22 protein-coding genes are annotated in these 26,203 nt (G+C 38.9%); 18 read left to right on the top strand and 4 right to left on the bottom strand.

Annotation, left to right across the window (positions count from 1 at the left end; genetic code table 11):
* Window positions 1–801 carry an HAD family hydrolase gene (locus BM097_RS02955; protein WP_090545760.1) on the top strand — a complete coding sequence of 267 codons (801 nt, stop codon included), beginning with the start codon at window positions 1–3 and terminating at the stop codon, window positions 799–801.
* Window positions 802–833: 32 nt separating this feature from the next.
* Here BM097_RS02955 and BM097_RS02950 read toward each other — a convergent pair whose 3' ends face one another.
* On the bottom strand, window positions 834–3,470 hold the full coding sequence (locus BM097_RS02950) for an ATP-binding protein (protein WP_177197349.1): 2,637 nt from the start codon (window positions 3,468–3,470) through the stop codon (window positions 834–836).
* Window positions 3,471–3,566: 96 nt separating this feature from the next.
* Between BM097_RS02950 and BM097_RS02945 the strand changes: the two genes are divergently transcribed.
* From BM097_RS02945 to BM097_RS02935, 3 genes are all read left to right on the top strand, one after another.
* Window positions 3,567–4,280, top strand: a complete 714-nt coding sequence (locus BM097_RS02945) for a LytR/AlgR family response regulator transcription factor (protein ID WP_090545756.1) — start codon at window positions 3,567–3,569, stop codon at window positions 4,278–4,280.
* A gap of 126 nt (window positions 4,281–4,406) precedes the next feature.
* Entirely contained in the window at window positions 4,407–6,788 is a 2,382-nt protein-coding gene (locus BM097_RS02940) for a hypothetical protein (protein WP_090545754.1), read from the top strand.
* A 246-nt stretch (window positions 6,789–7,034) separates the two neighbouring features.
* Window positions 7,035–8,975: a hypothetical protein gene (locus BM097_RS02935; protein ID WP_090545752.1), complete on the top strand. Its 1,941-nt coding sequence runs from the start codon at window positions 7,035–7,037 to the stop codon at window positions 8,973–8,975.
* A gap of 207 nt (window positions 8,976–9,182) precedes the next feature.
* Here BM097_RS02935 and mscL read toward each other — a convergent pair whose 3' ends face one another.
* Window positions 9,183–9,626: a large conductance mechanosensitive channel protein MscL gene (gene mscL, locus BM097_RS02930; RefSeq protein WP_090545751.1), complete on the bottom strand. Its 444-nt coding sequence runs from the start codon at window positions 9,624–9,626 to the stop codon at window positions 9,183–9,185.
* Between the two features lie 134 nt (window positions 9,627–9,760).
* Here mscL and BM097_RS02925 point away from each other — a divergent pair, with 134 nt between their 5' ends.
* The 14 genes from BM097_RS02925 to BM097_RS02860 all read left to right on the top strand — a co-directional run bounded on the left by BM097_RS02925 (window position 9,761) and on the right by BM097_RS02860 (window position 23,739).
* Complete coding sequence (locus tag BM097_RS02925) at window positions 9,761–11,044, top strand: SseB family protein (RefSeq protein ID WP_090545749.1); 1,284 nt, start codon at window positions 9,761–9,763, stop codon at window positions 11,042–11,044.
* A 34-nt stretch (window positions 11,045–11,078) separates the two neighbouring features.
* Window positions 11,079–12,410 (top strand): MFS transporter, encoded by a 1,332-nt coding sequence (locus BM097_RS02920; RefSeq protein ID WP_090545747.1) that lies wholly within the window; start codon window positions 11,079–11,081, stop codon window positions 12,408–12,410.
* Window positions 12,411–12,505: 95 nt separating this feature from the next.
* Window positions 12,506–13,246, top strand: a complete 741-nt coding sequence (locus BM097_RS02915; protein ID WP_090545745.1) for a glycerophosphodiester phosphodiesterase — start codon at window positions 12,506–12,508, stop codon at window positions 13,244–13,246.
* Between the two features lie 2 nt (window positions 13,247–13,248).
* Window positions 13,249–14,223: an alpha/beta fold hydrolase gene (locus BM097_RS02910; RefSeq protein ID WP_090545743.1), complete on the top strand. Its 975-nt coding sequence runs from the start codon at window positions 13,249–13,251 to the stop codon at window positions 14,221–14,223.
* 9 nt (window positions 14,224–14,232) lie between these two features.
* Entirely contained in the window at window positions 14,233–15,735 is a 1,503-nt protein-coding gene (clpX, locus tag BM097_RS02905; RefSeq protein ID WP_090545740.1) for an ATP-dependent Clp protease ATP-binding subunit ClpX, read from the top strand.
* Between the two features lie 171 nt (window positions 15,736–15,906).
* Window positions 15,907–16,110 carry a cold-shock protein gene (locus BM097_RS02900; protein ID WP_028235478.1) on the top strand — a complete coding sequence of 68 codons (204 nt, stop codon included), beginning with the start codon at window positions 15,907–15,909 and terminating at the stop codon, window positions 16,108–16,110.
* 165 nt (window positions 16,111–16,275) lie between these two features.
* Window positions 16,276–17,439 (top strand): transglutaminase domain-containing protein, encoded by a 1,164-nt coding sequence (locus BM097_RS02895; protein WP_090545738.1) that lies wholly within the window; start codon window positions 16,276–16,278, stop codon window positions 17,437–17,439.
* A 123-nt stretch (window positions 17,440–17,562) separates the two neighbouring features.
* The gene (locus tag BM097_RS02890; protein WP_090545736.1) at window positions 17,563–18,399 is read left to right on the top strand and encodes a DegV family protein; all 837 of its coding nucleotides are present in this window, start codon (window positions 17,563–17,565) and stop codon (window positions 18,397–18,399) included.
* A 9-nt stretch (window positions 18,400–18,408) separates the two neighbouring features.
* Window positions 18,409–19,611: a bifunctional folylpolyglutamate synthase/dihydrofolate synthase gene (locus BM097_RS02885; RefSeq protein ID WP_090545734.1), complete on the top strand. Its 1,203-nt coding sequence runs from the start codon at window positions 18,409–18,411 to the stop codon at window positions 19,609–19,611.
* A complete protein-coding gene (locus BM097_RS02880; protein WP_090545731.1) occupies window positions 19,608–20,078 on the top strand; it encodes a J domain-containing protein in 471 nt (156 codons plus the stop codon). The genes BM097_RS02885 and BM097_RS02880 overlap by 4 nt, the downstream gene beginning before the upstream one ends.
* Window positions 20,062–21,384, top strand: a complete 1,323-nt coding sequence (locus BM097_RS02875) for an MATE family efflux transporter (RefSeq protein ID WP_177197348.1) — start codon at window positions 20,062–20,064, stop codon at window positions 21,382–21,384. Before BM097_RS02880 ends, BM097_RS02875 begins: the two co-directional genes overlap by 17 nt.
* 102 nt (window positions 21,385–21,486) lie before the next feature.
* Window positions 21,487–21,849, top strand: a complete 363-nt coding sequence (locus tag BM097_RS02870) for a hypothetical protein (protein WP_090545726.1) — start codon at window positions 21,487–21,489, stop codon at window positions 21,847–21,849.
* Window positions 21,850–21,968: 119 nt separating this feature from the next.
* On the top strand, window positions 21,969–23,318 hold the full coding sequence (locus tag BM097_RS02865; RefSeq protein ID WP_090545723.1) for an MATE family efflux transporter: 1,350 nt from the start codon (window positions 21,969–21,971) through the stop codon (window positions 23,316–23,318).
* Between the two features lie 25 nt (window positions 23,319–23,343).
* Window positions 23,344–23,739 carry a DUF3237 family protein gene (locus BM097_RS02860; RefSeq protein ID WP_090545721.1) on the top strand — a complete coding sequence of 132 codons (396 nt, stop codon included), beginning with the start codon at window positions 23,344–23,346 and terminating at the stop codon, window positions 23,737–23,739.
* A gap of 11 nt (window positions 23,740–23,750) precedes the next feature.
* Here BM097_RS02860 and BM097_RS02855 read toward each other — a convergent pair whose 3' ends face one another.
* Together BM097_RS02855 and BM097_RS02850 are read right to left on the bottom strand one after the other, a co-directional pair.
* Window positions 23,751–24,401, bottom strand: coding sequence for a potassium channel family protein (locus BM097_RS02855; protein ID WP_090545719.1), 651 nt, complete (start codon window positions 24,399–24,401; stop codon window positions 23,751–23,753).
* Between the two features lie 11 nt (window positions 24,402–24,412).
* Window positions 24,413–25,777: a TrkH family potassium uptake protein gene (locus tag BM097_RS02850; RefSeq protein ID WP_090545717.1), complete on the bottom strand. Its 1,365-nt coding sequence runs from the start codon at window positions 25,775–25,777 to the stop codon at window positions 24,413–24,415.
* Window positions 25,778–26,203 lie beyond the last annotated feature (426 nt).

Below are 26,203 nucleotides of genomic sequence, written 5' to 3'. Positions count from 1 at the left end.
TTGAATAAGATAGTTTTTTGCGATATAGATGGAACTTTACTGGATAATAATCATAGGATGCTAAAAAGCTCCTATGAAGCTATAAAGAAGCTGAAAGATCAGGATATTCCTTTTGTAATTGTTACCGCGAGAGGACCAACAGGGGTTTATCCTATTTTTGAAAGATATAAGTTTATCTGCCCTATAGTTTGCTATAGTGGGGCACTTATAATCGATGTTGATGGTGAGATTCTGTATTCTAATGGATTTTCAAAGGATACAGCTGTGGCAATTATCAACTACCTGGAGCAGGAAAAGCTGGATTGTACGTGGAATATTTATTCCATGGATTCCTGGATTGTTAATAACAGAGCCGATGAGAGGGTAGCCAGGGAAGAAGCTATTGTTGAGGTGGATGCCACAGAAGGAACTGTTGATATGCTCTCAGATGGAGCCCCTGTTGGCAAGCTTCTTTGTATGTGCAATCCTAATCTTACAGATGAAATTGAAACAAAGCTTAAAACAAAGTTTCCGCATTTATCAATCGTTCGTTCTTCTGATATTCTTGTAGAGGTTATGAATAAGGGGATAACTAAAGGTAAAAGCGTGCAGATTATTTGTGAGAAATGGGACATCGATTTGAATAACGCAGTAGCCTTTGGTGACCATTACAATGATTTGGATATGCTTGAAGCTGTGGGAAATCCTTTCTTGATGGGAAATGCCCCAGCTGAATTAAAGGAGCGAATCAGGAATGTTACTAAAAGCAATGAAGAGGATGGAATTTATTACGGCCTAAAAAAAATAGGATGGATTGATTAGATAAGATAAAGAAAATGCCTAAGCGGTATCGCTTAGGCATTTTCCATTGCATCCTTTAGTTTATTCAATAAATCACCATATTCCATTAGGACTTCATAGTGGTGCTCGTTGATGTAATCAAGACGGTTTTCCTTTACAGCAAATTCCAAGGACTTTGCCATTTCTGACAGTTTAGGAGCACCAATTGTAAGTGATGTTCCCTTCAAAGAATGAACTGTAATTTGATAATTGCTCCAATCCTTTTCATGGAAGTATTTTTCCATCATAGGACGTTTATCTTCAATCATATAGGTGTTAAGAATCTGTTTATAGAAATCTTCATCATTGGCTGCAAACTCAAGACCAGCCTTTACATCTAAGAAGCTTAGGGCGGATTTCAGCTTGTTTTCTAATCCGACCATCTCCACCACATTATCCTCTGGTTCATCCTCTGGCGCCATACAAACAAGCTGAGGAGGCAGGTGCTTTATAAGCATTTGTTCAAGTTCAATCGGACGTATTGGCTTTGAAAGGTAATCGTCAAAACCAATCTTTAAATAGTTTTTATCAGCTCCAATCATTGCATTGGCAGTAAGCATAATTACAGGAGTGGTATTGTTTATGCAAGTCATATTTGCCCTCAAGCTGTTCAGCACTTCTACGCCGTCAATTTCAGGCATCATGTGATCTAAAAGAATCAAATCGTATTTTGTTTCATCAAGCTTTTTTAACGCTTCTGCACCGCTTAAAACAGAATCGATTTGAATCTTGGTTTTCTTTAAAAGACCAACGACTACATCCAGATTCATCTGCACATCATCTACGCTAAGGATTCTTGCATCAGGTGCAGTGAAAATTGATTTATGCATTGTCTTCGGATTATTGTATTCGTCCATAATATTACCGATTGGAGTATAATCGACGGCAATTTGAGGAATTTCCACAGTAAAGGTGGAGCCCTTTCCATACTCACTTTCTACCTTTATATAACCGTTTAGTAATGATACCAGGTTTTTAGTGATAGAAAGTCCCAGTCCTGAACCTTGGATTGAGCGGTTGCGGGAAAGCTCAAAGCGCTGGAAGTTTTCAAAAATATGTGGTAAATCCTCTTCCTTAATACCTATACCATTATCTACTACAGATATTACAAGAATGAGTGTGTCCTCAGAGGCTTTTTTGTAGCCTACATTTACAACAATATCCCCACCATCAGGAGTGTATTTAACAGCGTTTGACAGCAGGTTTGAAAGAATTTGCTTAAGTCGAACCTCATCACCCTCAAGCTTTCTAGGAATATGAGTATCGCACTTTATAGACAGGGTTTGATTCTTGGAGGCTGCAAGATTAATGAACATGTTGTAGCAGTCGTTAATGACTGTTTTCAGTTGATATTCATTAGAAATAATCTCAAGCTTTCCAGATTCTATCTTTGAAAAATCTAATATATCGTTGATTAGCGATGCCAGATTTTTAGAGGCGATATTAATATTTTCAGCATATTTTAAAATGGTTTTATCAGTGCACTCTCTGCAAATAAGCTCGTCCATACCGGTGATGATGTTGATAGGAGTTCGTATTTCATGGGAGATATTACTAATAAATTGAGATTTGGCCTCGTTAGCAGCCTGTGCCTCCTGTACCAGTCTGTTTTCTTCTGTAAGATCCGTGGCTACCAGGATGTAACACATTGGCTCGTTGTTCTTATCCATTTTGCAGGAGAAATTAACAAGTACTACTTTTTTTGTAACCTCAGAGGTCAATCTATAATCAATAGCAAAGCCTTCCGTAGCTTTTTCAAACATCTTCAGTGGCTCACCGCTTTTTAAAGTGAAGATTTCCTTTAGACGGATTCGCTGAGGCTCTTTATCCAGACCAAGCAGCTTATTGGCGTATTCGTTGGAAAGATTCAGGTGGTAATTAGTGTCAAAGACTAATAGTCCTGCGGCCAGAGTTGAAAAAATATCTTTACTGATACTATTTACAGTGATATAGAATGCCATATAGCTGTTTGCAGCAGTGTAAAATACCATAAAGGCAATACATATTCCACAGCAATAAAAAATATGAGCAAAGGAAATATCTACATATATTTTTATCAAATCTGGAATGGTGGAAAGGGCTAGAATGGTATTGGAAACAAAAGTATAGAATATCAGCCTTTTCTCACGACGATATTTGGAATTTAGCGCCCAAACAATGCTGATAATTATCAAGCAGAAGGTTAGGATTATTAAATATGTGTAGTGGAAAATATGTCTGTAAGGATCTGAGCGGACATAGCTTGTGAAATCGTTATATCTGATAAAATGATCGGTCTCAGGATGTCCATAGATTAAAATATCGAAGAATGCTGCGATAAATGCAATGGTGACAATGGAGTACTCTGCAATCTTACTGAATTTTAGGCAGCTGGTTATCAGCATTATTTCTGCAACCAGATAAATATCTATGCCAATTAAGCCTATAACTCTAAAGATATAGGCCAGATGAAGGCTGGGGCTGATGGACATAATGGAATACCCAGTAAGGCAAAGCCCATTTCCGAAAGCAAGAAGGAAAACTGAGTATTTGAAAAAACCATGGGTGTGTTTTTCTCGTTTCAAAAAAACAACACCAAGCTGGATTGAAACAGCTCCCGACATAAGTAAAATGATATTAATATATAGGATATGGTCTAAAAATATTTTCATACACATATTATATAAAATAATTTTCTGATTTTCATTATCAATATACTTAAATTGTGGTATTATTTAAAAAAGGTCGTTTTACTAAGGGGAGCGAGTATGAGAGTAGCAGTTATTGATGATGAAAGTATGTTTCGCATGCAGCTTAAGGTTATGGTTGAAAAGCTTGCGAAAAATAAGGAAATTCAGATAGTTGTGGAAGAGTTTTCTGGTGGTCAGGAATTTATAGATGCACTATCAGAAAAAAGGTATGATATCGTATTCATGGATATCTATATGCCTGGCATGGACGGGATTGAAACGGCAAAGACCTTGAGACGTAGGACAGAAAGAACCTTCTTGATTTTTCTAACAGCATCGGACGGCCATTATCCAGATGCATTCTCATTGCATGCTTTCGATTATGTAACAAAGCCATTTACAATGGAAAGAATAAATCAGGTGTTTACTGAGATACTCGAGCACACACCACTTGATACAGCCTTTATTAAAGTCTCAAATGCAGGCAGGGACGAACGCGTAATGCTGAAAAACATTATAGCGATTACAACAGATGGCCATTATTTGGAGATAAAAAAGGAAGAAGGCACATTGATCAGAGCCCGCTTGACATCAGGCGAATTTTTGGAGATGACTGGGGCAGATAAGAGATTTATCATCATAAATAGAGGAATCATTATAAATATGGATTTCATCGATTATATCGAGGGAAATGAGGTATTTATGACAGATAAGAGTGCCTACCCGATATCCACAAGAAAGATGAACGAGCTTATCCAAACCATTGATGAATATAAATACAATAACCAATAAATACCAGAGCCAGACGCAATAGTTTTTGCCAGATTTTAGACAATCTTGCCAAAACTATTGCGTCTGGCTTTTTTTCTGTTAATCTATTATGAGAGTAGTAGGTAAATTATGAAAGGGTAATAGGTTATGAAGTACAGTTCGGCTAGAGTCATAGCATGTGGCTTGTCGACAATTTCATTAACTGGCATGGTAGCAGTTCCAGTGCAGGCTGAGGCTTCAGATGAATCTGAAAGCCTTTTTGGCGTCTCCTCAAATGCCCCTGTCGAAGAAATCATTTATGATGACGAAGCTGCTGTTTCTGAAGATGCCAATGCTCTTTCTGAATCTATAGAAGAAACAATCCCAGATAATGTAAATAATACAGATATCCCTGAAGCTACTGAAGCACAGGAAGATATAAAGGACGCAGCAGAAGCTGTATCAAATATCGATAAATCAAAGCAGGCTATGGATGGGGCAGTAGGACAGCAGGAAGGCATTATCTCAGATGCTGATGAAAAGTCCGAAACTATAGATAATAGTGCTAAAGAGGCTTACGAGGAAGCCAACAAAGCAGCTGAAGCAGTTGTGGATAAAAATACCTCAAAGAATGACGCCGAGACACTTATAGCTGATGCTGAAAAGACTGTTGAACAGGCATCAAATGATTTCGAGGATGCTGAAGCATCTTATAATAAAGCTCTTAACGATTTCGTTGCGGCAAAGGAAGACTATCAAACAGCCGTAGCCGCTTACAATTCCAATAAAGAAAAGGCACTTAATGATTTAGGTGAAGCTGAAGCTTCCCTATCAGAGGCCGAAGCAAAATTACAAAAGATGCAGGCAGAATTAGAGGCTGCCAGACAGGGACTTGTGGATGCAGGTGCCGAGGCACTCATTGCTGCCGAGGATAATCACGCCGATGTTACTGCCTATGTTGAGACTGTAGTCAAATACTACTACATCCCTAATAAAGAGCTAAAAGACGGCCAGCAGATTTCCCAGTTCCAGGTATTGGCTTCAAATGATAAATTTGTTTCTATTTCTTACGATGTTGTGGATGAAAATGGCAATATCCTGCGAACAGTCACAGCAGATTATGGATATGATGTGGATAAAGCTACTGGCGAAATCAGCCTGTACGATAACAAGCTTTATTATGAATATACAGATGCCAATGGACAGGTTGTGCGCATCACAAAAGATCAGGCCTCTGAATTAGAAAACAATCGAATCGAAATAGGAAAGTATTGGACTGCTACAGGCTTCTATATTCCTAGATACAAGCAGGAAGCCAGTTATTATGGAACTATTTCATATATTAATTATTCTGATGCCAAAGCAATAGCTCAGGGTAAGGCTGCAGTGGCAGAAAATTACGTTGATAATCCATTCTACTACAATACAGATATCCAATATAAAGAAGGCACAAAGACACCACTGTTAGTTCATTATGCATTGAATCTTAAATACAATATCTTTTACGACCAGGTTGAAGTTTATTATCCGGTTATGACTAAAGAAAGCTATCAGTCTTTGGTTAATAGATTAGCAGGTTCAGGCAAGCGTGTTATCAGCACAGCTGCTGAATATAGAATGGGCATTGTACGATATGTGAGAGAATATGCTCTTTCTGAGGCTGCCTCAAGCAAGGAATATTCTTCCTATGCAGATGCTATAGCAGCAGTTACAAAAGAGGCTGCAGCAAAAAGAGGAGCCGCTGGAATAGATTACGAAAACAGCAGCAATCTTTCTATCAAGGAATATTCAAAATATGCCCAGCTTTTCGAAAGACACATTAATGAAGGCAAGGCACTTTTTGAAAGTAATGAAAAGGCATACGTTGCCCATATAGCTTCAGTTAGAACACAGCTTTCTGATTATGCAAGATTATTGTCAGAGGTTAGCAAGGCAAGAGCAGATTACGCTGATGCCAAGTCAAGGGTAATCAGCCTTCAGAATAGTGTGGCGGCTCTTAATGGAGCTGATGATATAGCTACGGCAGCTAAGCAGGCAGCCCTTGAGGCCAAGCTTGAAAAAGCCAAGCTTAAAATGGATTCCGCAAAGGAAAACTTGATTCAAGCAAAAGAATTACTTAATCAAGCAAAGGTTTCATACAATAATAGATTTACAGCTATACCTATAGTTCCAGCTATTAATCAGCCTATTCAGGAAATCGTCAATCTCATCCCGGATGAGGTGCTTGATGAAGAATTGGAAGAAGAGCTTGAAAAGGAAGACGTTGTAAATCCTATTATAAACAACAATAGCTCGGCAGATGGCGGCTTCGGCGCAGGCGATGATGCAGCAGCGCTTGAGGAGGATGCTCCAGAGATAGCCGAAGAATTACCTCAGGTAGTCACTATCCCAGAGGAGGAAACACCTACAGGTATTACAGTCGCTGGGCTTTTGGCCAGAGGAAAGTGGTTTGTAGGGCTTGCTGGAGTTTCCACAGCAGGTATTGGCGTAGCAGTCCTTGAGGCAAAACACAGGGCAGCTATCAAACTTCTTGATAAATTAAATTCATAGATTCTTGCTGACAATTTCATTGTTTGGTCAGGAAGAGGTCATAATTACTTAAAATTACTAGGGTTGACGATTAGTCAACCCTATTTTTTGTATGGTGTGCGAATTATAATCTGTAACACTTCTTGCCAGATTTTTGACGTTCTTGCCAAATTCTTGTATCTGAGTATAGAAAATGTTAAATTGATAGTTGGAGAATTCAAATATTTTATATATTATTTTTAATCATTTTGTAGAAAGGGAATAGAGATGAAAAATAAGGTTGTTAAATCGATGACACTTGGTCTTTCAGCAGTAACTCTTGCAAGTTCGATGAATATGACTGCACTTGCAGCAGAGCCTTCTCAAGAGCCTGTTACACAAGCTGAAGGGGCTCAGGAGCTAGTAGATGTTGCCCAGAATAATGGAGCTAATATCGATAATTCAATGGTCGCTGAGAATGAAAATACTGATGAAGCTGGAAGCAGTGAAAACAATGCTCTTTTAGCAAGTGCTCCTTCTACAATGCCATCTATACCAACATCTAGGGATATTCCTAATGTTGATGAAGCAATTGCTAAAGGCATGGTGTCTGAAAAAGAGCTTGAGCTTTATGATGAGCTAGTAAATGAGATGAACGATGCCCAGAATGATATTGCGGGCATGGTAGATCCTCTTCTTAATCCAACAGAAAAGACTGTTATTAACGCAGGTGATTCTGATGAAAACATCAAGAATATTATAAAGTCTAATCTTGGTGTAGAGGACATCAAAGTTGAAAGAATGGATAGTGATTCCGTAAGAGTATCATATACAGATGCAGACGGAAATCAGATAGTTGGACACTATTGCTACAAGATTGATCCTATAACTTCAGCAGTTACAATTTCTACTGAAGAGGCTCGATATGATTTTAATGATTCTGATGTTAAGATTATTACTGGTGAATCTGAAGATACAATAAATGAAGAGCCAACTAAGGTCGCTGGGTTAGATGAAGAAATGGAAAAGCTTATTGCAAGTGGCAAGGCTGTTAGACGTTACTATGTTAACGGACAGTATTACCTTGAGGATGCATTCAAGAGAATTGAGCCTACACTTACAGAAGAGCAGAAGAAAAAAGTATCAACTTCATGTATTATTCTAATGGATGAGGATACATTGAAGAAAGATTATAATACTGTAAATCAGCCATCAAAAACATTTGTTGATAAAAATGGCGTAGAGAGCCCAACAGTAGAGAACTTAATTGCTGAAGGTGATGCTACAGTTGTTTCATACTTTGATAAGGATGGAAAGTTCATTCAGAATGTAATCAACATTACAACAAAGGTTAAATACCAGTACGTAAATGGAGTACTTTCTGATGTAGATATAGAATCAAGAGAATCACAGCTAGCTGCTTACAGAAAAGAATTTTTTGAAAAGACTCTTAGACTTGCACAGGAGAATACTTCAGGTTTAGCACTTGCTTTAGCATTCAATGATCCTTCAAGACAGCTTGAAAATGAGGAAATCAGTCCAATACAAGAGGGCTATGCAGCTTTAGGATTTACGCATGAAGTAAAGGATGAAACATATTTATCTACTGCAGTAGGAAGATATTATACAAAAGCTTATGCTAATGTAAATCATTTGGAACTGCCAACAGAATACACAACACATTCATATACATTCCATATTAATATTGTTGGCACAACATACAATTTTATGCAGAAGGTTTATGAGTGGACACCAACACCTGGTCCTACACCTGGTCCAACACCAGACCCTAGACCAAACCCAAATCCTAATCCAAACCCAAATCCAAACCCAGGACCAAATCCTGCACCAACACCTGGTCCATCAAACATAGTTCCAGTTAACTATGACCCAACCACAATACCAGAGGTAACACCAGTTCCTTTGGCAGGTCCAGAACAGCCAGCCAGAAGATCAAGAAGAACAGTTACACCTGTTACTATTGATGATGAAGATACACCATTAGCAGTAGAGCCAAGCACACCTAGTGCTTCAAAGTCTACTGAAAAGGTTGAGGAACAGGAAGAAATCAAGGTTGAAGATCCTAAGGTTCCTGAGTCAGGCGAGGTTAAGAAGAACTTCTTCCAGCGCTCTTGGTGGTGGTGGCTTCTTGTAATCATTGCTGTAGTAAGTGGTACTATCGCATACGAAAAGAAGAAGTCTAATTCTGGCGACAAAGATATCAAATAATATATTTGATTGATAGCGAATAGAATTCGCCGGGGTATAAGAGGATAATGATTATGAAGGTATTTATATTAAAGGTAAAATTGTTTAAGACGATGTTCGAAAACTATAAGCTTAGAAAACAGCTGAAGAAAGTCGAAGTTGACAAGAACAAATAGCCTAAAAAATAGCTTGCTACCAAATGGTAGCAAGCTATTTCTGATTTAAAGATTAAAGCTGTGAAGTGCAATGAGGGCAACGAGTTGCATTTATGTTTATCTTGCTGTAGCAGTATGGACAATCCTTTTCAGTAGGTGCAGCAGCCTCGGCCTCTTCCTTGTTGCGCTTAACTAAGGCAGCAGCTCTTTCACTGGCACGGTTTATACCTTTGATAATGCAGAAAATAACAAGTGCTGTAATTAAGAAATTAATAATAGCAGTAATGAAATTTCCATAATAAAGTGTAGGTGCTAATTCACCGCTACCAAGTGTAACCTTAAGCTCTGAAAAATCGGTGCCACCGAAGATTCCAAGGATAGGTGTTAGGATATCTTCGTTAAGAGATGTTACGATTGCAGTAAAAGCACCACCGACGATAACACCGACAGCCATGTCCATAACGTTTCCACGCATGATAAATTCTTTAAACTCTGAAATGAATCCTTTTTTACTCATAAATACCTCCCTTGTTGAATTAGTTTTCATTGTTATTTTAGCTATTTCTTGTGCATTTAGCAATAAATAGATTATAATAATACATGTGTCTATGTATAAAATTATGGCACGAATGATATTAAGGAGAATTTGTTATGGGTTTATTTGACAAAAAGAAAAAAGCACAAAACACTGCAGAAGCAGCTGCAGAAAATATTAATTTAGAGGATGCAGACGTTACTGAATCTGTTGATACAGGTAGACGTTTTTCAGTTATTGTAGATGGTGTTACTACAATGCTTGATGGTAATGGAAGCATTGTATCTGGTAACTTATACGGAAAAATCAAAAAGGGAGATAAGGTATTCGTTTACATGGCAGGTACTCCTGCTGTAGCCTGCGAGGTTCAGGCAATCGAAGCAAAAAATGAAGAAAGAACATCTATCGTTGATGAAGCTGAGGATACTGCGGTTTCTTTACAGCTTACATTACCAGATGAAGTTCAATTAAAGAAATATTCTGTTATTACAAATATTGAGCCACAGGATAAGGTTGATCCTAAGGTATCTATCGAAAATCCTGCATTAGCAGGAATCATCAATGGCATGACTACATACAGCCAGGATAATGGCTTCCATGCAACTGTTGCATATCATGTAAGTCACGGTCATTTCCTTACCCCAATCAAAATGGATGCAGAGCCAGAGGTTAACGAAAATGGCGTAGCTGTAATCAAAAAGGATACAAGAATCGGCTTCTACATGCTTAAGTCTCAGATTAAGCTTGCAGGCACACCAGAGGATAGAGACAGTATGGTATTGCCATTATTTACAGATTGGCAGTCATTACGTAAATGGGAAGGCTTAACAAAGGATGGACAGAAGGTTCACACACAGATTCTTTCTTTCCAGGATGTGTACGCTTTACTTAAGAGAGGAGATGCATACGCAGGTATAGCAATCAATCCTTTCAACAAGATTCCATGCACACTTCCAATCCCTTACCTTGATACTATTACTGGAACACCAGGTTATCAGGCAGAATTTGGACCTAAGAATGAAGGTGAAGGTCATGTTAAGGAAGAAAAGGTTCCTGCTGGCAAAAAGATTCTTTTAGGAGTTCCAAAGGATGGTGAAGAGACTTCAGCAATCCGTGCAAAGCTTTTAGAATACGGTAAGTCTCATGAAGATATTTATTCAATCAGCTTCCTTACAAAGGTTGAAGAGGACACAAAGGTAGTACGTCATTTAGTAGTGCTTGAGTTCCCTGTTGAATATACACCTGAAAACATGAAGCCACATATGGAGGCTATCTATCAGGAGCTTGCACCTATCGCAAAGGAAATCAATCAGATTGAATATGCTATCAAGGGCCGCATCCCAGCTATTGATGATGTGGTTGCTCAGCATGCACTTCAGATGGTGGTTTATACAAAATAATCTAAAAATATAGGGGTTGTATTGGGGGAGTATAATGAAACTAAATATTAAAAGAACTATACAAATGGGGTTTGGGTTCTTGAGTATATGCGCATTTTGGCAGATGTATAATGCCTTAATTCCGCTTATACTTACTGGAACCTTCAAGTTAAATGAGACAATTACCGGTGTAATAATGGCGATGGATAATGTCCTTGCGCTGTTTTTGCTTCCACTGTTTGGCACAGTTTCAGACAGATGTAAGCACGTTATGGGAAGACGTAAGCCATTTATATTGTACGGCACCATAGCAGCAGTGATTTTGATGCTCATGCTTCCAATTGTGGATAACAGCTACTACGCTAATCCTACAGTGGGCAAGGAAGCATTGTTTATTGGTATTTTAGGAGCTCTTTTAGTAGCAATGGGAACTTATCGCAGTCCCGCAGTTGCACTTATGGTGGATTGTACTATTAAGCCACTTCGCTCTAGAGCCAATGCCATAATCAATCTCATGGGCGCAGTAGGCGGCATCATTTATCTTGGTGTAGCAGCAGCACTATATCCTGCATCTCGCACCAAGGGGCTTGAACACATCAATTACCTGCCGGTATTTTTGATAGTAGCAGGAATAATGTTGATATCTCTTGTGATTTTAATGATTTTTGTGGATGAAATCGCATTTAACAGAGAGGTGGAAAATTATGAGCTGCTTCATCCAGAGGAGAATCTTGCAGTAGAAACAGAAAACGGAGATGAGGTTTTACCAAAAGAGGTTAAGCGCTCTTTGATATTCTTACTAATATCAGTTTCGCTGTGGTTCATTGCATATAATGGAATGGAGACATGGTTCACTACATACGCTGTAAAGATGTGGGAAATGTCTGTTGGTGCAGCATCATTTTGTTTATTAGTTGCAACAGGTGGCGCAATAATCTTTTTCATTCCATCTGGTATGGTTGCTTCAAAAATAGGTAGAAAAAAGACAATACTTCTTGGAGTGGCGATACTTGCCATTAGCTTTTGCGGTGGCTTCGTATTTACGTTAGTTCATCCAAGCTTCTCACCATTTTTATATGTATTGTTTGCATGTGTTGGTATGGGCTGGGCCTTCATAAATGTCAATTCAATGCCAATGGTTGTGGAAATGTGCAAGGGCTCAGATGTAGGTAAATTCACAGGCTACTATTACACATTTTCTATGGCAGCCCAGATTGTAACACCTATTGTGGCAGGTTATTTACTTAAGCATGTGGGATACATCACTTTGTTCCCTTATGCAACAATCTTTGCAATACTTGCATTTGTTACAATGCTCTTAGTAAAGCACGGAGATGGAAATGTTGAGTTAAAGAAAGGCTTAGAGGCCTTCGAAGATATGGACTAATGAAACAGAGATTTTATAGAACCAGATTGCTACTTAAACATATAAGAGCTAAATATTACAACCTTAAGGGGATAAGGAAAAGAGGTAATGATTCAATGAATAGACCTTTAGTTTGGGGACACAGAGGTGCAAGCGGTTACTTGCCAGAAAATACCCTTCCTGCTTTTGAAAAAGCTATCGAGATGGGTGCAGATGGAATTGAGCTGGATATCCACAAGACAAAGGATGGCCAGCTGGTAGTTATCCACGATGAGAAAATAGACAGAACTTCTAATGGTAAAGGCTATGTTAAGGATTACACCTTAGAGGAGCTTCGCAAGTACAATTACAATGCTACACATCCAGAATGTAAGCACGCTGATATACCTACAATGAGAGAGGTTTTTGAGCTTATCAAGCCTACAGATTTAACAATCAATATCGAGCTTAAAACAGGTATTGTTTTTTATGAGGGAATAGAAGCTGATATCCTTGCAATGACAAAGGAATTTGGTATGGAGGACAGGGTAATTTATTCTTCTTTTAATCACTATAGCATTATGAAGATTAAGGAGCTTGACCCTAAGGCTCACACTGGCTTCCTCTATATGGATGGCACCTTAAACATGCCAGAATATGGCAAGGAGCACGGGGTGGAGGCACTTCATCCTGCACTTTATAATGTTCAGTATCCTAATTTCGTTGAAAGATGTCATGAGCTTGGCCTCAAGATTAATACCTGGACAGTCAACTCAAAGCAATATTTGCACATGGCTTGTGAAATGGGACTGGACGGTATTATTACCAATTATCCTGATGTTGCACTAGAAATCGTTAAAGGGTATAAGTGGGATTGATTATGAAAAAAATAGAAGATATGTTTATAAGAGAGCAGGATTTTGCTGAGGTTATGGCCAGCAGAGTCCTTCCTTTTCTTAAGGATAAAACTAAAGACGGATATTTTAATAATAGACAGGGTATGAAGCTTCACTATCGTACCTTGATTAATCCAGAGGAAAAAGCAGCAATTGTTATTTCACACGGATATTGTGAATTCACAACAAAGTACGCTGAAACAATGTATTATTTCTATCAGATGGGCTATTCGGTGTTTATCGTAGAGCACAGAGGCCACGGTATGTCTGATAGGGAAGTGGAAGGCTTTTCAAAGGTTCATGTAAATCATTTTGAAGATTATGTTTCAGACTTCAATGAATTTATAGAAAAGATAGTTGTTCCAGAATGCCTTACAGATAGATTGATACTGTTTGCGCATTCCATGGGCGGAGCTATCGGTGCCTGTTATTTGGAGGAGCATCCTACAGTTTTTGAAAGGGCTATCCTAACTTCACCAATGATACAGATAGCCACAGGAGATGCCAGCAAATTTATGGTAAAGATGATGGTACTTGTGTCACATTTACCATTCTTTAATAAAAAATATTTAAAGGGTCATCATGATTATGACCACACCTATAAATACCCTAGATGCTCGTCACTTTCCAAGGCCAGATACAACTACCAATTTGAGGAAAGAGAGCATGAGGTCCATTATCAGACCAACGGCTGTACCTTCGGATGGAGCCGAGAGGCTGTTAATGTTTCTAAAAAAATTCTTAAAAACGCCGATTTAGTGGAAATTCCTGTTATAATAATGCAAGCATCTAAGGATACACTTGTAATGCCAGAAGGGCAAAACGAGTTTTCTAAGCTTGCACCTAACTGTAAGCTCTATCGTTTTGAAGGAAGTAAGCATGAGATATTCAACGCTACTGACGATATCATTCTGGATTATTACAACATTGTTTTTAATTTTTGCGAAGGCAGTAGATAGGAGCGTAATATGTCAGATCAGGATTTTAGAGAGTTTGACCCAAATGAGACAGTCGCAGACATCTCTGATGAGGTTATAGAAGAGGTAACAGGAAATAAAGATTCATCTACAGATGAAAAGAAGGATGATAAGCCAACAGAGTTTTGCTACATCTGCCATAGACCAGACAATATCACAGGCCCATTAATCAAAATGGCACCTGGAATGAGTGTGTGCACAGATTGTATGCAACGCACCTTTGATTCAATGGGAAGCTTTGGTTTTGGCGGTGGAGACAATTCCAAGAGCAATGTGGATATGTCAAAAATGCCAAATATCAGCTTTTTAAACCTTGGCAGCCTTTTCGGCGAAGGACCAAAGGTTAAAAATGCTCACGGTGCAGCAGGAGCAGAAAAGAAAGAAGACAGACCAGCACCTGCTATCGATATTAACAACATTATTCCACCACACAAGATTAAGGAAAAGCTTGATGAATATGTGGTTGGTCAGGATTATGCAAAAAAGGTTATGTCTGTAGCAGTTTACAATCACTATAAGCGTGTAGCCACAGGCACCATGGACGATATTGAAATCGAAAAATCTAATATGCTTATGCTTGGACCTACAGGTTCTGGTAAAACATATTTAGTTCGTACCCTTGCAAGACTTCTTGACGTACCTCTTGCAATTACAGATGCTACATCACTTACTGAAGCTGGATATATTGGTGATGATATCGAATCAGTTGTCAGCAAGCTTCTTGCAGCAGCTGGAAATGATGTTGAAAGATGTCAGCAGGGTATTATTTTCATCGATGAAATTGATAAGCTTGCTAAAAAGAAAAACACTAATCAGCGTGATGTTAGTGGTGAGTCTGTGCAGCAGGGTATGCTTAAGCTTTTAGAGGGTGCAGATGTTGAGGTACCAATTGGTGCATCCAGCAAAAACGCTATGGTTCCTACCACTACTATTAATACTAGAAATATTCTGTTTATCTGTGGTGGCGCATTCCCAGCAATGGACGAAATCATCAAGGCCCGCCTGAATAAACATTCATCAATGGGCTTCATGGCTGATTTAAAGGATAAATATGACGAGGATAAAAACATCCTTCAGAAGGTAACTGTTGAGGATCTTAGAGAATTTGGTATGATTCCAGAGTTTATCGGACGTCTTCCAATTGTCTTTGCAACAGAAATGCTTGATGAGGACATGCTGGTTCGAATTCTTAAGGAGCCAAAGAATGCTATCATCAAACAGTACCAGAAGCTTCTTGAGCTTGATGAGGTTAAGCTTGAATTTGATGAGGGCGCACTTCACGCCATTGCTAAAAAGGCTCTTGATAAAAAGCTTGGAGCAAGAGGTCTTCGTTCTATAATCGAGGAATTCATGCTTGATATCATGTATGAGATTCCTAAGGATGAGAACATTGGTCAGGTTATTATTACAGAAGATTATATAGAGAAAAAGGGTGGTCCAAGGATTCTTTTAAGAACCACTGGACTAATTCCAGAAAAGGCTGCTGCTAACTAGTCTAAAGTGTTATGTATCCTCTTTCTGATTTGACTTTGCTGGTCTTAAAGTAACGATTTTAAAAATTTGTACAAAATATTCGGACAAATTCTTTACTTTAGGAAAGTGTTCTGTTAAACTAATACTAGTCGAGCAGGAGCTTGGCAAGTAATATATTGGAGGTACTTTAGCATGAGCAAAGGTACAGTTAAGTGGTTCAACAATTCAAAGGGCTACGGATTTATCTCAGACGAAGCTGGAAACGATGTATTCGTACATTTCAGCGGCATCAATTCAGAGGGCTTCAAGACTCTCGAGGAAGGTGCTACAGTTGAGTATGAAGTAACTGATGGAGCAAAGGGACCACAGGCTGTTAACGTAACAGTAGTACGTTAATCAAATTTACATTAATCTTATTTTTCGGATACCTTTGGTTGTGTTATGAAAAACAAGCTATAGGCAATACAAAAAAGGATTAAGGGGAGAGGCAGCGTAGTTAATTTCTACGCTGCTTTTTTTGCCCATTTACATTTAATACTATAAACATTACAAGGAGTTTGCTTGAAAAAACTATTACATTTATTACTAAACATATTGGCAACTGGAATGATTGCATTCGGCATATTTATCGGAATATGTCTTGTTCTTTATGCCAAGAAGAACAATATCTGGAAAGATACCCGGGCTACTATAAAGCAGTCAATGGTGGGGGATGCAATAATAGTTGAGAGCGTCTCATATGATCGCTATGCATATCAGCAACTGGATGAGGAAGGCCAGAAAACTTACGATCAAGTGTATGATTGTATTATTAATTTCAAAAGTAGAATTACATTATCTACAAAAGACAAGGATAAATTAGCCAAGGCCTATGAGGCTGTAATGGCTGATTACGGAAATCTGTTTTGGGTAAACGGATATCAATACAATACCTATACAAGCAATAGCAAAGTGATTGGCTTGGAATTTGAGCCAAAATATTCCATGAGCAAGGATCAAAGGGATGTTTATCAGGCCACCATTGATGCTGTTTGTGAGGAATGGCTTTCGGGAATAAGCCCTGAGGCCAGTGATTACGATAAAGCCTTGTATGTATTTGAAACATTAATTAACAAGGTTGATTACAACAATGAAAGTATAGAAAATCAAAATATTCTTAGTGTATTTATATATAAGTCAACAGTATGTCAGGGCTATGCTGATGCAGCCTGGTACATGTTGGACAAGCTTGGCATTAGAAGCACCATAATCACTGGAACTGCTAATAATGAAAGTCATGCCTGGAACCTGGTATATCTGGACGATGCTTATTACTACATGGATGTTACCTGGGGGAATAGCAAGTATCTAGACAGCAATAACGATACCACCGGCAGAATAAACTATGCATATTTTGCCATGACAACAGAGGAAATCAGTCAGAATCATGTTATAACCTCATCCTTTGAGGTGCCAGAATGCTTATCTAATGCAGACAATTATTTTGTCCACGAAGGCTTGTACTATGACTGGTTTGGTGTAGATTCAATTGGAGACAAAATCAAAACCTCTTATGACGCAGGCGAAGATGAGATTTCCTTAAAATTCAGTAACACGGATTTATATGTGAGAGTCATAACATATTTCTTTGATGAAAAGCATATATCGGATTATTGTCCTGATTTATCATCTGTGTACTATTTACTGGATGAAGATTCAAATGTTGTAACAATCAAGTGGAATTGATAAATATTGCATGTGGTTTTAAAAACTACATGATGGATTAATAAAAACTATTTACGTGGAGAGTAGTGGGTGCTATAATACATGTATCAAATAACCCAAACGTTTGGGAGGAATGAGGATATTATGTATAAAATCATTATAGATAGTTGTGGCGAGCTCACAGAGGAAATGAAAAATGATGGTCATTTTGTTAATGTCCCTCTTACGCTTGAGATTGATGATGCTCAGATAGTTGATGATGAAACCTTCGATCAGGCCAGCTTCATTAAAGCAGTCGCAGCTAGCCCTAATGCACCTAAATCTGCATGCCCATCACCTAATGCTTACATGGTTGAAATGGAATGTGATGCAGATAATATTTATTTAGTTACATTGTCATCACAGCTTTCTGGTTCATATAATAGTGCATGTCTTGCAAAGGATTTATTTGAAGAAGATGATGAATCAAAGAACATCCACGTATTTGATTCTAAATCTGCTTCTATAGGCGAAACACTTATAGCTATGAAGATTGCAGAATGTGAAGAGGCAGGTATGTCCTTTGAACAGGTAATTGAGACTGTTGATGCTTATATTGAGGGACAGCACACATTCTTTGTACTTGAAACACTTGAGACATTTAGAAAGTCTGGAAGATTATCAGGCCTTAAGGCTGCCATCGCCGAAACTCTTAACATTAAGCCTGTTATGGGTTCTACAGAAATCGGTTATATTCAGCAGCTTGCCAAGGGCCGTGGCATGAATCAGGCTATAGATAAAATGACAAAGTGCGTTATGGATGTCACTACCAATTGTGAGAATAAAATTGTTGCAATTTCTCATTGCAACTGTCCTGAACGTGCTCTATCATTAAAGAAAAAAATGGAGTCGTTGGCCACATTTAAGGATATCTTCATTGTGGATATGAGGGGCGTCAGCACCATGTATGCTAATGATGGTGGAGTTATTCTTGTGGTCTAAATAACAATAATGACATACGAACAGGTAGTTAATACAATCGATAATAAGCGCCGTTTTGGTAAGGCATGTGGAAGGGATGTTACAGTGGAATTCCTAGAAAAGCTGGGACATCCTGAAATGGATATGAATATCCTCCACATAGCTGGTACCAATGGCAAAGGGTCAGTAGCAGCTTTTGTAAGTAGTATCTTGCAGGCTGCTTCTTTTGCGTCTAAAGAGCCATTTAAGGTAGGACTTTTTACATCGCCACATCTTATTGATTACACGGAAAGAATCGTGGTAGATGGGAAGCAGATTAGCAGGGAGGATGTAGCTCGTCTTGGCTCATATCTGCTGGACATTCAGCTGGATTTAGAGCCAACCATGTTTGATTACTGGCTGGTTATGGCTTTGCTATATTTCAAGGAGCAGGGCGTTAAATACATAGTTTTAGAGACAGGTCTGGGTGGTGCCAAGGATTCAACTAATGGGCTGGCTCAGGCGCCTAGGGTTTGCGCTATCACCTCTATTGGATTGGAGCACACTCAGTATCTTGGAAACACTGTAGAGGCCATAGCAGGAGAAAAGGCAGGTATCATAAAGCCAGGGGTTCCTGTAGTGATTGGGCGAATGCCACAGGAAGCCCAGCAGGTAATCGTGGATAAATGCAATCAGCTAGGCTGCGATTATGTAGTGGCAGGACAGGTTTCAGAGGATAAAAAATTGGGCCTATTTGGAAAATATCAAAAGCGAAATGCTGCTGTTGCCGAAGAGATTATTCACTTCTTAAATGAGGGCATAAGCCAGGATATTATCAACAAGGGCTTGGCGCAGGCTGTTTGGCCAGGGCGTATGCAAATCCTTTCAAAGGAGCCATTTGTTATGGTGGATGGCGCTCACAATCCTTCTGGTGTGCAGGCATTATATGATAGTCTGGATGCCGAATTTTCAAATGAGCATTTTTCATTTATAATGGCAGTAATGGCAGATAAGGATTATTTGGAAATGGCAAGAATCATTGCCCCAAAGGCAGCTCGTATTTTTACCGTAACAGTAGATTCTGCCAGAGCTTTACAGGCTAGGGAACTGGCTTCAAGCATTGCATCCCTAGGATGTGAGGCAAAGGCCTGCAGCTCCTTTGATGAGGCTTTAGAACAGGCTAAGGGGTATAAAGAAAAGATAATAGCTTTCGGTTCATTGTATTTTGTTGGAGAAGTATTGAGGGAGTTATGATTAAAACAAGGCATGAAGCGCTGATGGCTCTTGGGTTAGGCCCAAATGCCAGTCAAGTGCAGATAAAGAATGCTTATAAGGATTTGGTAAAGAAATGCCATCCTGATGTGACAGGAAATGCAGATGCCACCATTTACAATCGTATCACAGAGGCATATCAGTTTTTGTGCAAGGATAATGGTGGTGCGGTTCTTACTCACAGTCGTGTTGTAGGAAAAACAAGCAAGCGTAACACCGCGTCCAACGCAGATTATGCAGCCTTTCAGAAAAAGGCCAAGGAGGCTAAGGAACGCCGCAAGCAGGAGTTTGAACAGAAGCAAAAGGATTTTTCTGCCATGTATGAAAAGCAGGAGGCAGATTATAAACGTGCCATGGAGGCTATAGATGCCATAAGGGTTGCAAGGGCAATCCAGTCCATGGTTTGGGCTAATGGAATGGAAAAGGATTGGGATGATAACAAGGAGTAACATTAAAAATAACAGTGTATTTTGGAGCGTAGTTGTTGTAGCTGTACCTACTATGCTGGAACAGATTTTGTCGGTTTTGATGCAATACGTGGATACTGCTATGGTAGGCCGCCTTGGAGCTGATGCTACAGCCGCGGTATCGACATCTACCACTATCACATGGTTGATTGGCAGCATGCCTTATGCTTTTGGTGTTGCCGCCATGACACTTATTGCCCAGGCTATCGGCTCTGGAGAGGATGGCCAGATAAAACAGGTGGCAAAGCAAAGTCTTATTTTTGCCCTTGGGGTAGGTGCAGTGCTTGAAGTTATTTGTCTTGCCCTTTCGCCATTTGTCGCAACCTGGATGGGCGCAGAAGAGGCAATCAGGCCAGCAGCAACCAGATATTTCTTCTGGATATCGGTTCCAATTATCTTAAAAAGTGTACAGTATATTCTGGCATCTGCAATCCGTGCCACTAAGGATACTAAAACCCCAATGGTTATTAGCATCGTTATTAATGCTGTAAATATATTGCTTGATTATATCTTTATTTACATCTTTGGTCTTGGGGTAGATGGTGCAGCCTATGCTACATGTATTTCAGCTGCATTAGGTGGAATTCTTACCTTAATGGTATTCTTCAAAAATCCTTATTTGGGATTTAAGGATAGCATTTTTAAGACAGATAAGGATATCACAAAAAAAATGTGGAAGCTATCTTTACCAGTACTTTTGATTAATATAGCCTCTACTTCAGGATATGTTGTTTTTGCAGGGCTTGTGTCACATATGGGAACTATTATCTTTGCAGCCCACAGTATAGCTGTTGGCGCTGAAGAGCTTTTCTATATCGGTGGCTATGGTTTTAAATCTGCTGCTAACACCATGGTAGGAATCGCTTACGGTGAGCAGAATCACGAGAAATATCATTCTGTATGTGTAAGCAGTGTTATTTGCACACTTGCTGTTATGACTCTCAGTGGAATACTTTTATTCCTGTTTGCAACACCACTTATGGGCTTCTTTACTTCTGATCCAGAGGTTATTACTCTTGGGGCGAAGGTACTGAAAATGGTAGCCTTCTCCGAGCCTTTCTTTGGAATGTATATTATTTCAGAGGGTATTTATTATGGACTAGGCAAGACCAGGTATCCATTTGTAGTTGAGTTTGTGGGAATGTGGCTGGTTAGAATTCTTGCTACCTACGTAGGCATCCATTTCTTTAATCAGGGCTTGGTGTATGTGTGGACATGCATGATTGCAGATAATGTGCTTAAGGCTATCTTTTTAACAGCACCATTAGGCAGACTGTGGAGAAAATAGTTACAAAAATGTGAAATAATCAAATTAAGTGTTGACATATAACTAATCGCGTGATAAAGTGCAATTGGTTTTATGGTAATTGGTTTTAATATGAGGTGAAGAATGGAACTTACAACACTTAATAAAGAGTACAGATTATTAAGAGAAGAATGTGATGAGAAATTTGTGAAAATGAGCCAGATCGAACCAAATATTAATGTTGTTGAAGAATATTGGATTACATCTGACCATACACTTGGAAATTCACGTTGCTATTTTGATTCTTATCAAATGGGAATCGAGTATGCACTTGATAGAGTTGATTATAGAATGACATTAAATGCTGATGGACAAAAGCCTTTTATTATTCTTGTAAATGGCAAGGCTATCAATACAAAGGGGCAGCTTCAGGCATTCCTTAATGGCGAATTTGAAATCAAGGCAGATGATGTTGTTGAGAGCAACGTTAAGAGATTATATTCTTAATTATTTATTTCGATTTGAGGTCCTAGCGATTAGATATTTCTAGTCGTTAGGGCTTTTTTATTTGCTATTGTAATGATATGATTTTTAATGGTTATATTATGAAAAAATGAGGAATATACATGGGAAAATTATTTGAAGATAAGGCCTTTTTAAAACGATTAGTTAATCTGACATTGCCATTGGCTTTTCAAGCACTGATGCTCGCTCTTGTAGCAGCCAGTGACGCCGTTATGCTAGGTAGGGTAGAACAGAATTCTATGGCAGCAGTATCCCTAGCCACACAGATTCAGTTTATACAAAACATGATGCTTTGCGCTGTAACAGGCTCAATAGCAATATTAGGTGCTCAGTATTGGGGCAAAGGGGACAAGCAGGCCATTCATAAGATATTTGGTATGAGCCTTAGAATTGCCTCTGTTATATCTTTATTTGTGTGCGTTCTTTGCGTAGGCTTTTCTAATCAGCTGATGCTGATTTTTGCCAGCGATTCAGAGCTTATCAGAATTGGGGCAGGCTATTTAAGAATTGCAGGCTGGTCATATCTACTTACAGGCTTTTCCCAGTGCTTCTTAGGCATGATGCGTGTTACTGACCATGCAGATAGATGTGCTTTCATTAGCTCTGGTGCTGTAATCATAAATATTATTTTAAATGCTATATTCATATTTGGATTTTTGGGCCTTCCTGCAATGGGGGCAAATGGTGCAGCTCTTGCAACATTGCTTGCTAGAATTATAGAGCTGGGTTGGGCAGTTATATCTTCTTATCAGAAGGACTTCATCCACCCATCCTTAGGCGATTTGTTGGCAAGAGATAGACTGCTTGCCAAGGACTATATTAAATGTGGTATGCCACTTGCTGGAGCTGCTATGTTCTGGGGTGTGGGCTTTACTTCATATACAGCTATCATGGGCCATCTGGGGACAGATGCAGCTGCGGCCAATTCTGTAGCGGCAGTAGTGCGAGATTTGATGTGCTGCCTATGTGATGGTATCAGCGCCGCAGGAGGTATTATTGTTGGAAATGAGCTAGGCTCAGGCGACTTGGCAAAGGGCAAGCTATATGGCGGTAGAATAGCCAGATTATCCGTGTATGTAGGCTTGTTTTCTACAGCTGTGATTTTACTGGTTACTCCACTTGTTACCAGCTTTATGATACTTACACCGCCTGCTAAGAGATACCTGATTGGTATGATGGTAATAATGTCCTTTTACATGATTGGTCGTGCTATCAATACAGTAATTATCAATGGTGTATTTGCATCTGGTGGAGACACACTTTTTGATGTGTATAGCCTTGCTGTTAGTATGTGGTGTATCGCAGTGCCACTTGCACTTTTGGGAGCATTTGTATTTAAATGGCCGGTGCTTGCAGTATATGCCTGCACCTGCGTTGACGAGGTGGGCAAGCTGCCTTGGGTATTTTTCCACTATAAGAGATATAAGTGGGTAAAGGATTTGACTAGATAAAATTAACTAGATAGGAGAGGGAATAATGGCAACAGAGGTTTTTACAGTACAGGTTCGAATTAAGGAAGCTTTAGAGGTAAAGGGTGGCATTAACGGTGCTACCATGATTTTGTTTGATGGTGAATGTGAGTGCGATAATTTCAAAGGCAAAATCCTTCCTGGCGGGGTAGATACACAGCGCTTGGGGGAGGATGGTCTTGTAAAGCTTTCTGCCAGATACATCATGGAAGGTGTGGATTACACAGGCAAGAGCTGCCGTATTTTCATTGAAAATAATGGGGAAATTCAATCAGATGGCCAGATGGTCACTAGTCCATGCATACTTACCGATAGCGATGCCCTTAAGTATTTGGAAAAAGAAAAGCTTACTGGAACTGTAGAAGGGTCACCAGAAGGTGTCATCATACATATTTTCCAGTAAGCTTTGGAAGTTTATTTATTAATTCTGTGAAGCTGATCGCGCTCTAAAACAATCAAGAGCTCGTTTTCAGCTTCCAATGGTTCTGCTGGGTCAAGAATCTTCCAATGACCTGTTTCATGATTCATATAAGCGATTACGTTTATTTTATAGTTTTTACGAAGATTCAACTCAATCATATTTTTGCCAACCCATTTGGCCATTGGCAACATTTCTACCATACATAGATTATCATCTACCTTGAAATAATCTAAGAATGTATCAGAAGCAAGAATTCTAGCGGATTGTTCTCCGCCGTATTCCTCAGGCACGATAACTTTATTTGCACCAATCTTTTTAAGAATAGATGACATTCTGTCAGATGAGCTTTTTGCTACCACAAGAGGTACGCCAACTTCTTTAGCTACGGCAACAGACATAATACTTGCAGAAAGATTACCTGCCATAGCCACAGCTACGATATCCATGTTTTTAAGACCAAGCATTTCAACTTCATCTTCATTTGTTAAATCGGCACAAACAGCGGCTGTACAAAAGCCGTCCATATCCTTTAGCTTGTCTCTATCATTATCTACAACTAAAACATCAGCGCCCATTTCGTACATGCTTTTAGCAAGACTGATTCCATATTTACCTAAACCTAAAACTGCTATTGTCTTTTTCATCAATAAACTCCTTATCCTACGAAAAATTCGCCTTCTACATATCTACATTTTGACTTATGATGGCTTCTGCCAGCAAAGAAAATTGCAAGTGAGATAGGACCTATACGTCCCAGGTACATAGCAATAATTATTATAATCCGTCCTACGCTATTCAAGCTTGAAGTGAGGCCGCGAGACAATCCAACAGTAGCGGAAGCACTGATAACCTCGTATAGTCCGTCCTGAATGTTGATAGGGTTTGTAACGATTAATGCCAGTGTTAAAACTATGATTGTAAATGTAGCCACAGCAACAATTACAGTTGCTTTGCGCATGCTTTCATCTGTAACACGTTTATTAAAAATTACGCTTTGATCATCATCGTGGATGTAGGCAATAATATTTAATAAAGCAAGGAAAATAGTAATTGTTTTTACACCACCTGCCGTACCGATTGGAGAGCCACCGATGAACATCAGTGTATATGATATGACGCATGAAAAATCTGTCATATTCTCCTGTGGGATGGATGAAAATCCTGCAGTTCTTAAAGTGATTGATTCAAAAAAGCTGTTAATAACCTTATCAAAAAGCGAAAGGTTACCAAGTGTGCCAGGGTTGTTATATTCTGCAATAAAAAATGCCACAGCACCGGAAACAATCAGGAAAGTAGTTACTGTCACAACCAGTTTAGTATGCTCTGTAAATCTTTTAAAAATCTGCACAGGTGTAAAACCCTTAACGATGCCAGCTTTGATTTTTTCGGACATATCAAACCATACTACATAGCCTAATCCACCTAAAACAATTAAAAGCATGGTTGTAATCATAATCAATGGATTTGATTTATAATCCATCAGACTGTTGTTTCCAATAATATCTATACCTGCATTACAGAAGGCTGAAATGGAGTGGAAAATGGAGAACCATATTCCCTTTGCAATGCCATATTTTGGAATGAAATATATGGCATAAAGTGCTGCTCCCGTAAATTCAATTTTAGCAACATCCTTTGATATTCTAATCAAAATCTTTAGAACACCTACATCTGTTTTTAGATTCAGGGAATCCTGGAGCATCATCCTATCGCCCAAAGAAAACTTCTTTTGGGTGATGAGCATTACCATAGAAATAACTGTGATAATACCAAGACCACCTACCTGAATCATAAGCAGGATAATAATGTGACCAAATAGGCTGAAATAGCTATAGGTATCTACCACAACAAGACCCGTAACACAGGTAGAAGTGGTGGCAGTAAACAGCGCTACCAGCGGATTTGTCCACTGCCCTGTGGCAGAAGATATAGGAAGCATCAAAAGTAACGCACCTATAATGATTGCCCACAAGAAACTTAATGGTATCAATTGTACCGACGATATTTTTTTCTTTTTCATAAACATCTCCATATATCGAAGAGAATCGTGATTTTTTAGTATCACAAAAAGAAATAATAGTACAAGCATGTATAAATGTAAATAAAAAAATGAGGTCACCCATTTGGACAATGTCATTAAGTTAACATTGCGGTGGAGGCTACGATGAAGAAAACGAGATTGAAGTGATATGCTTCAATCTCGTTTTTTCCTTTTTTAGACATTAAAAGAAGACAGATTGTATATCTGCCTAAATAACATTTTTAACTTTTCATTTTTATGCTACTCTATATAAGAAACCTCTAAAGATTCTTGCTGACTGGTATCTTTCACGATGTCGGTCTGGTCTAATGGGTACAAGATTTCTTGATATGATGGTTTCTAAATCAGGTGGAGATGTAATACCGCGGTAAAACTTTTTGCACATGTGAGCTGCGACCGAAAAAT

The sequence above is a fragment of the Pseudobutyrivibrio sp. OR37 genome (assembly GCF_900113655.1).
Taxonomy (GTDB): Bacteria; Bacillota; Clostridia; order Lachnospirales; family Lachnospiraceae; genus Pseudobutyrivibrio.
The sequence above is the reverse complement of the archived record's forward strand: the minus strand, read 5'-3'. Positions and strand labels throughout refer to the sequence as shown.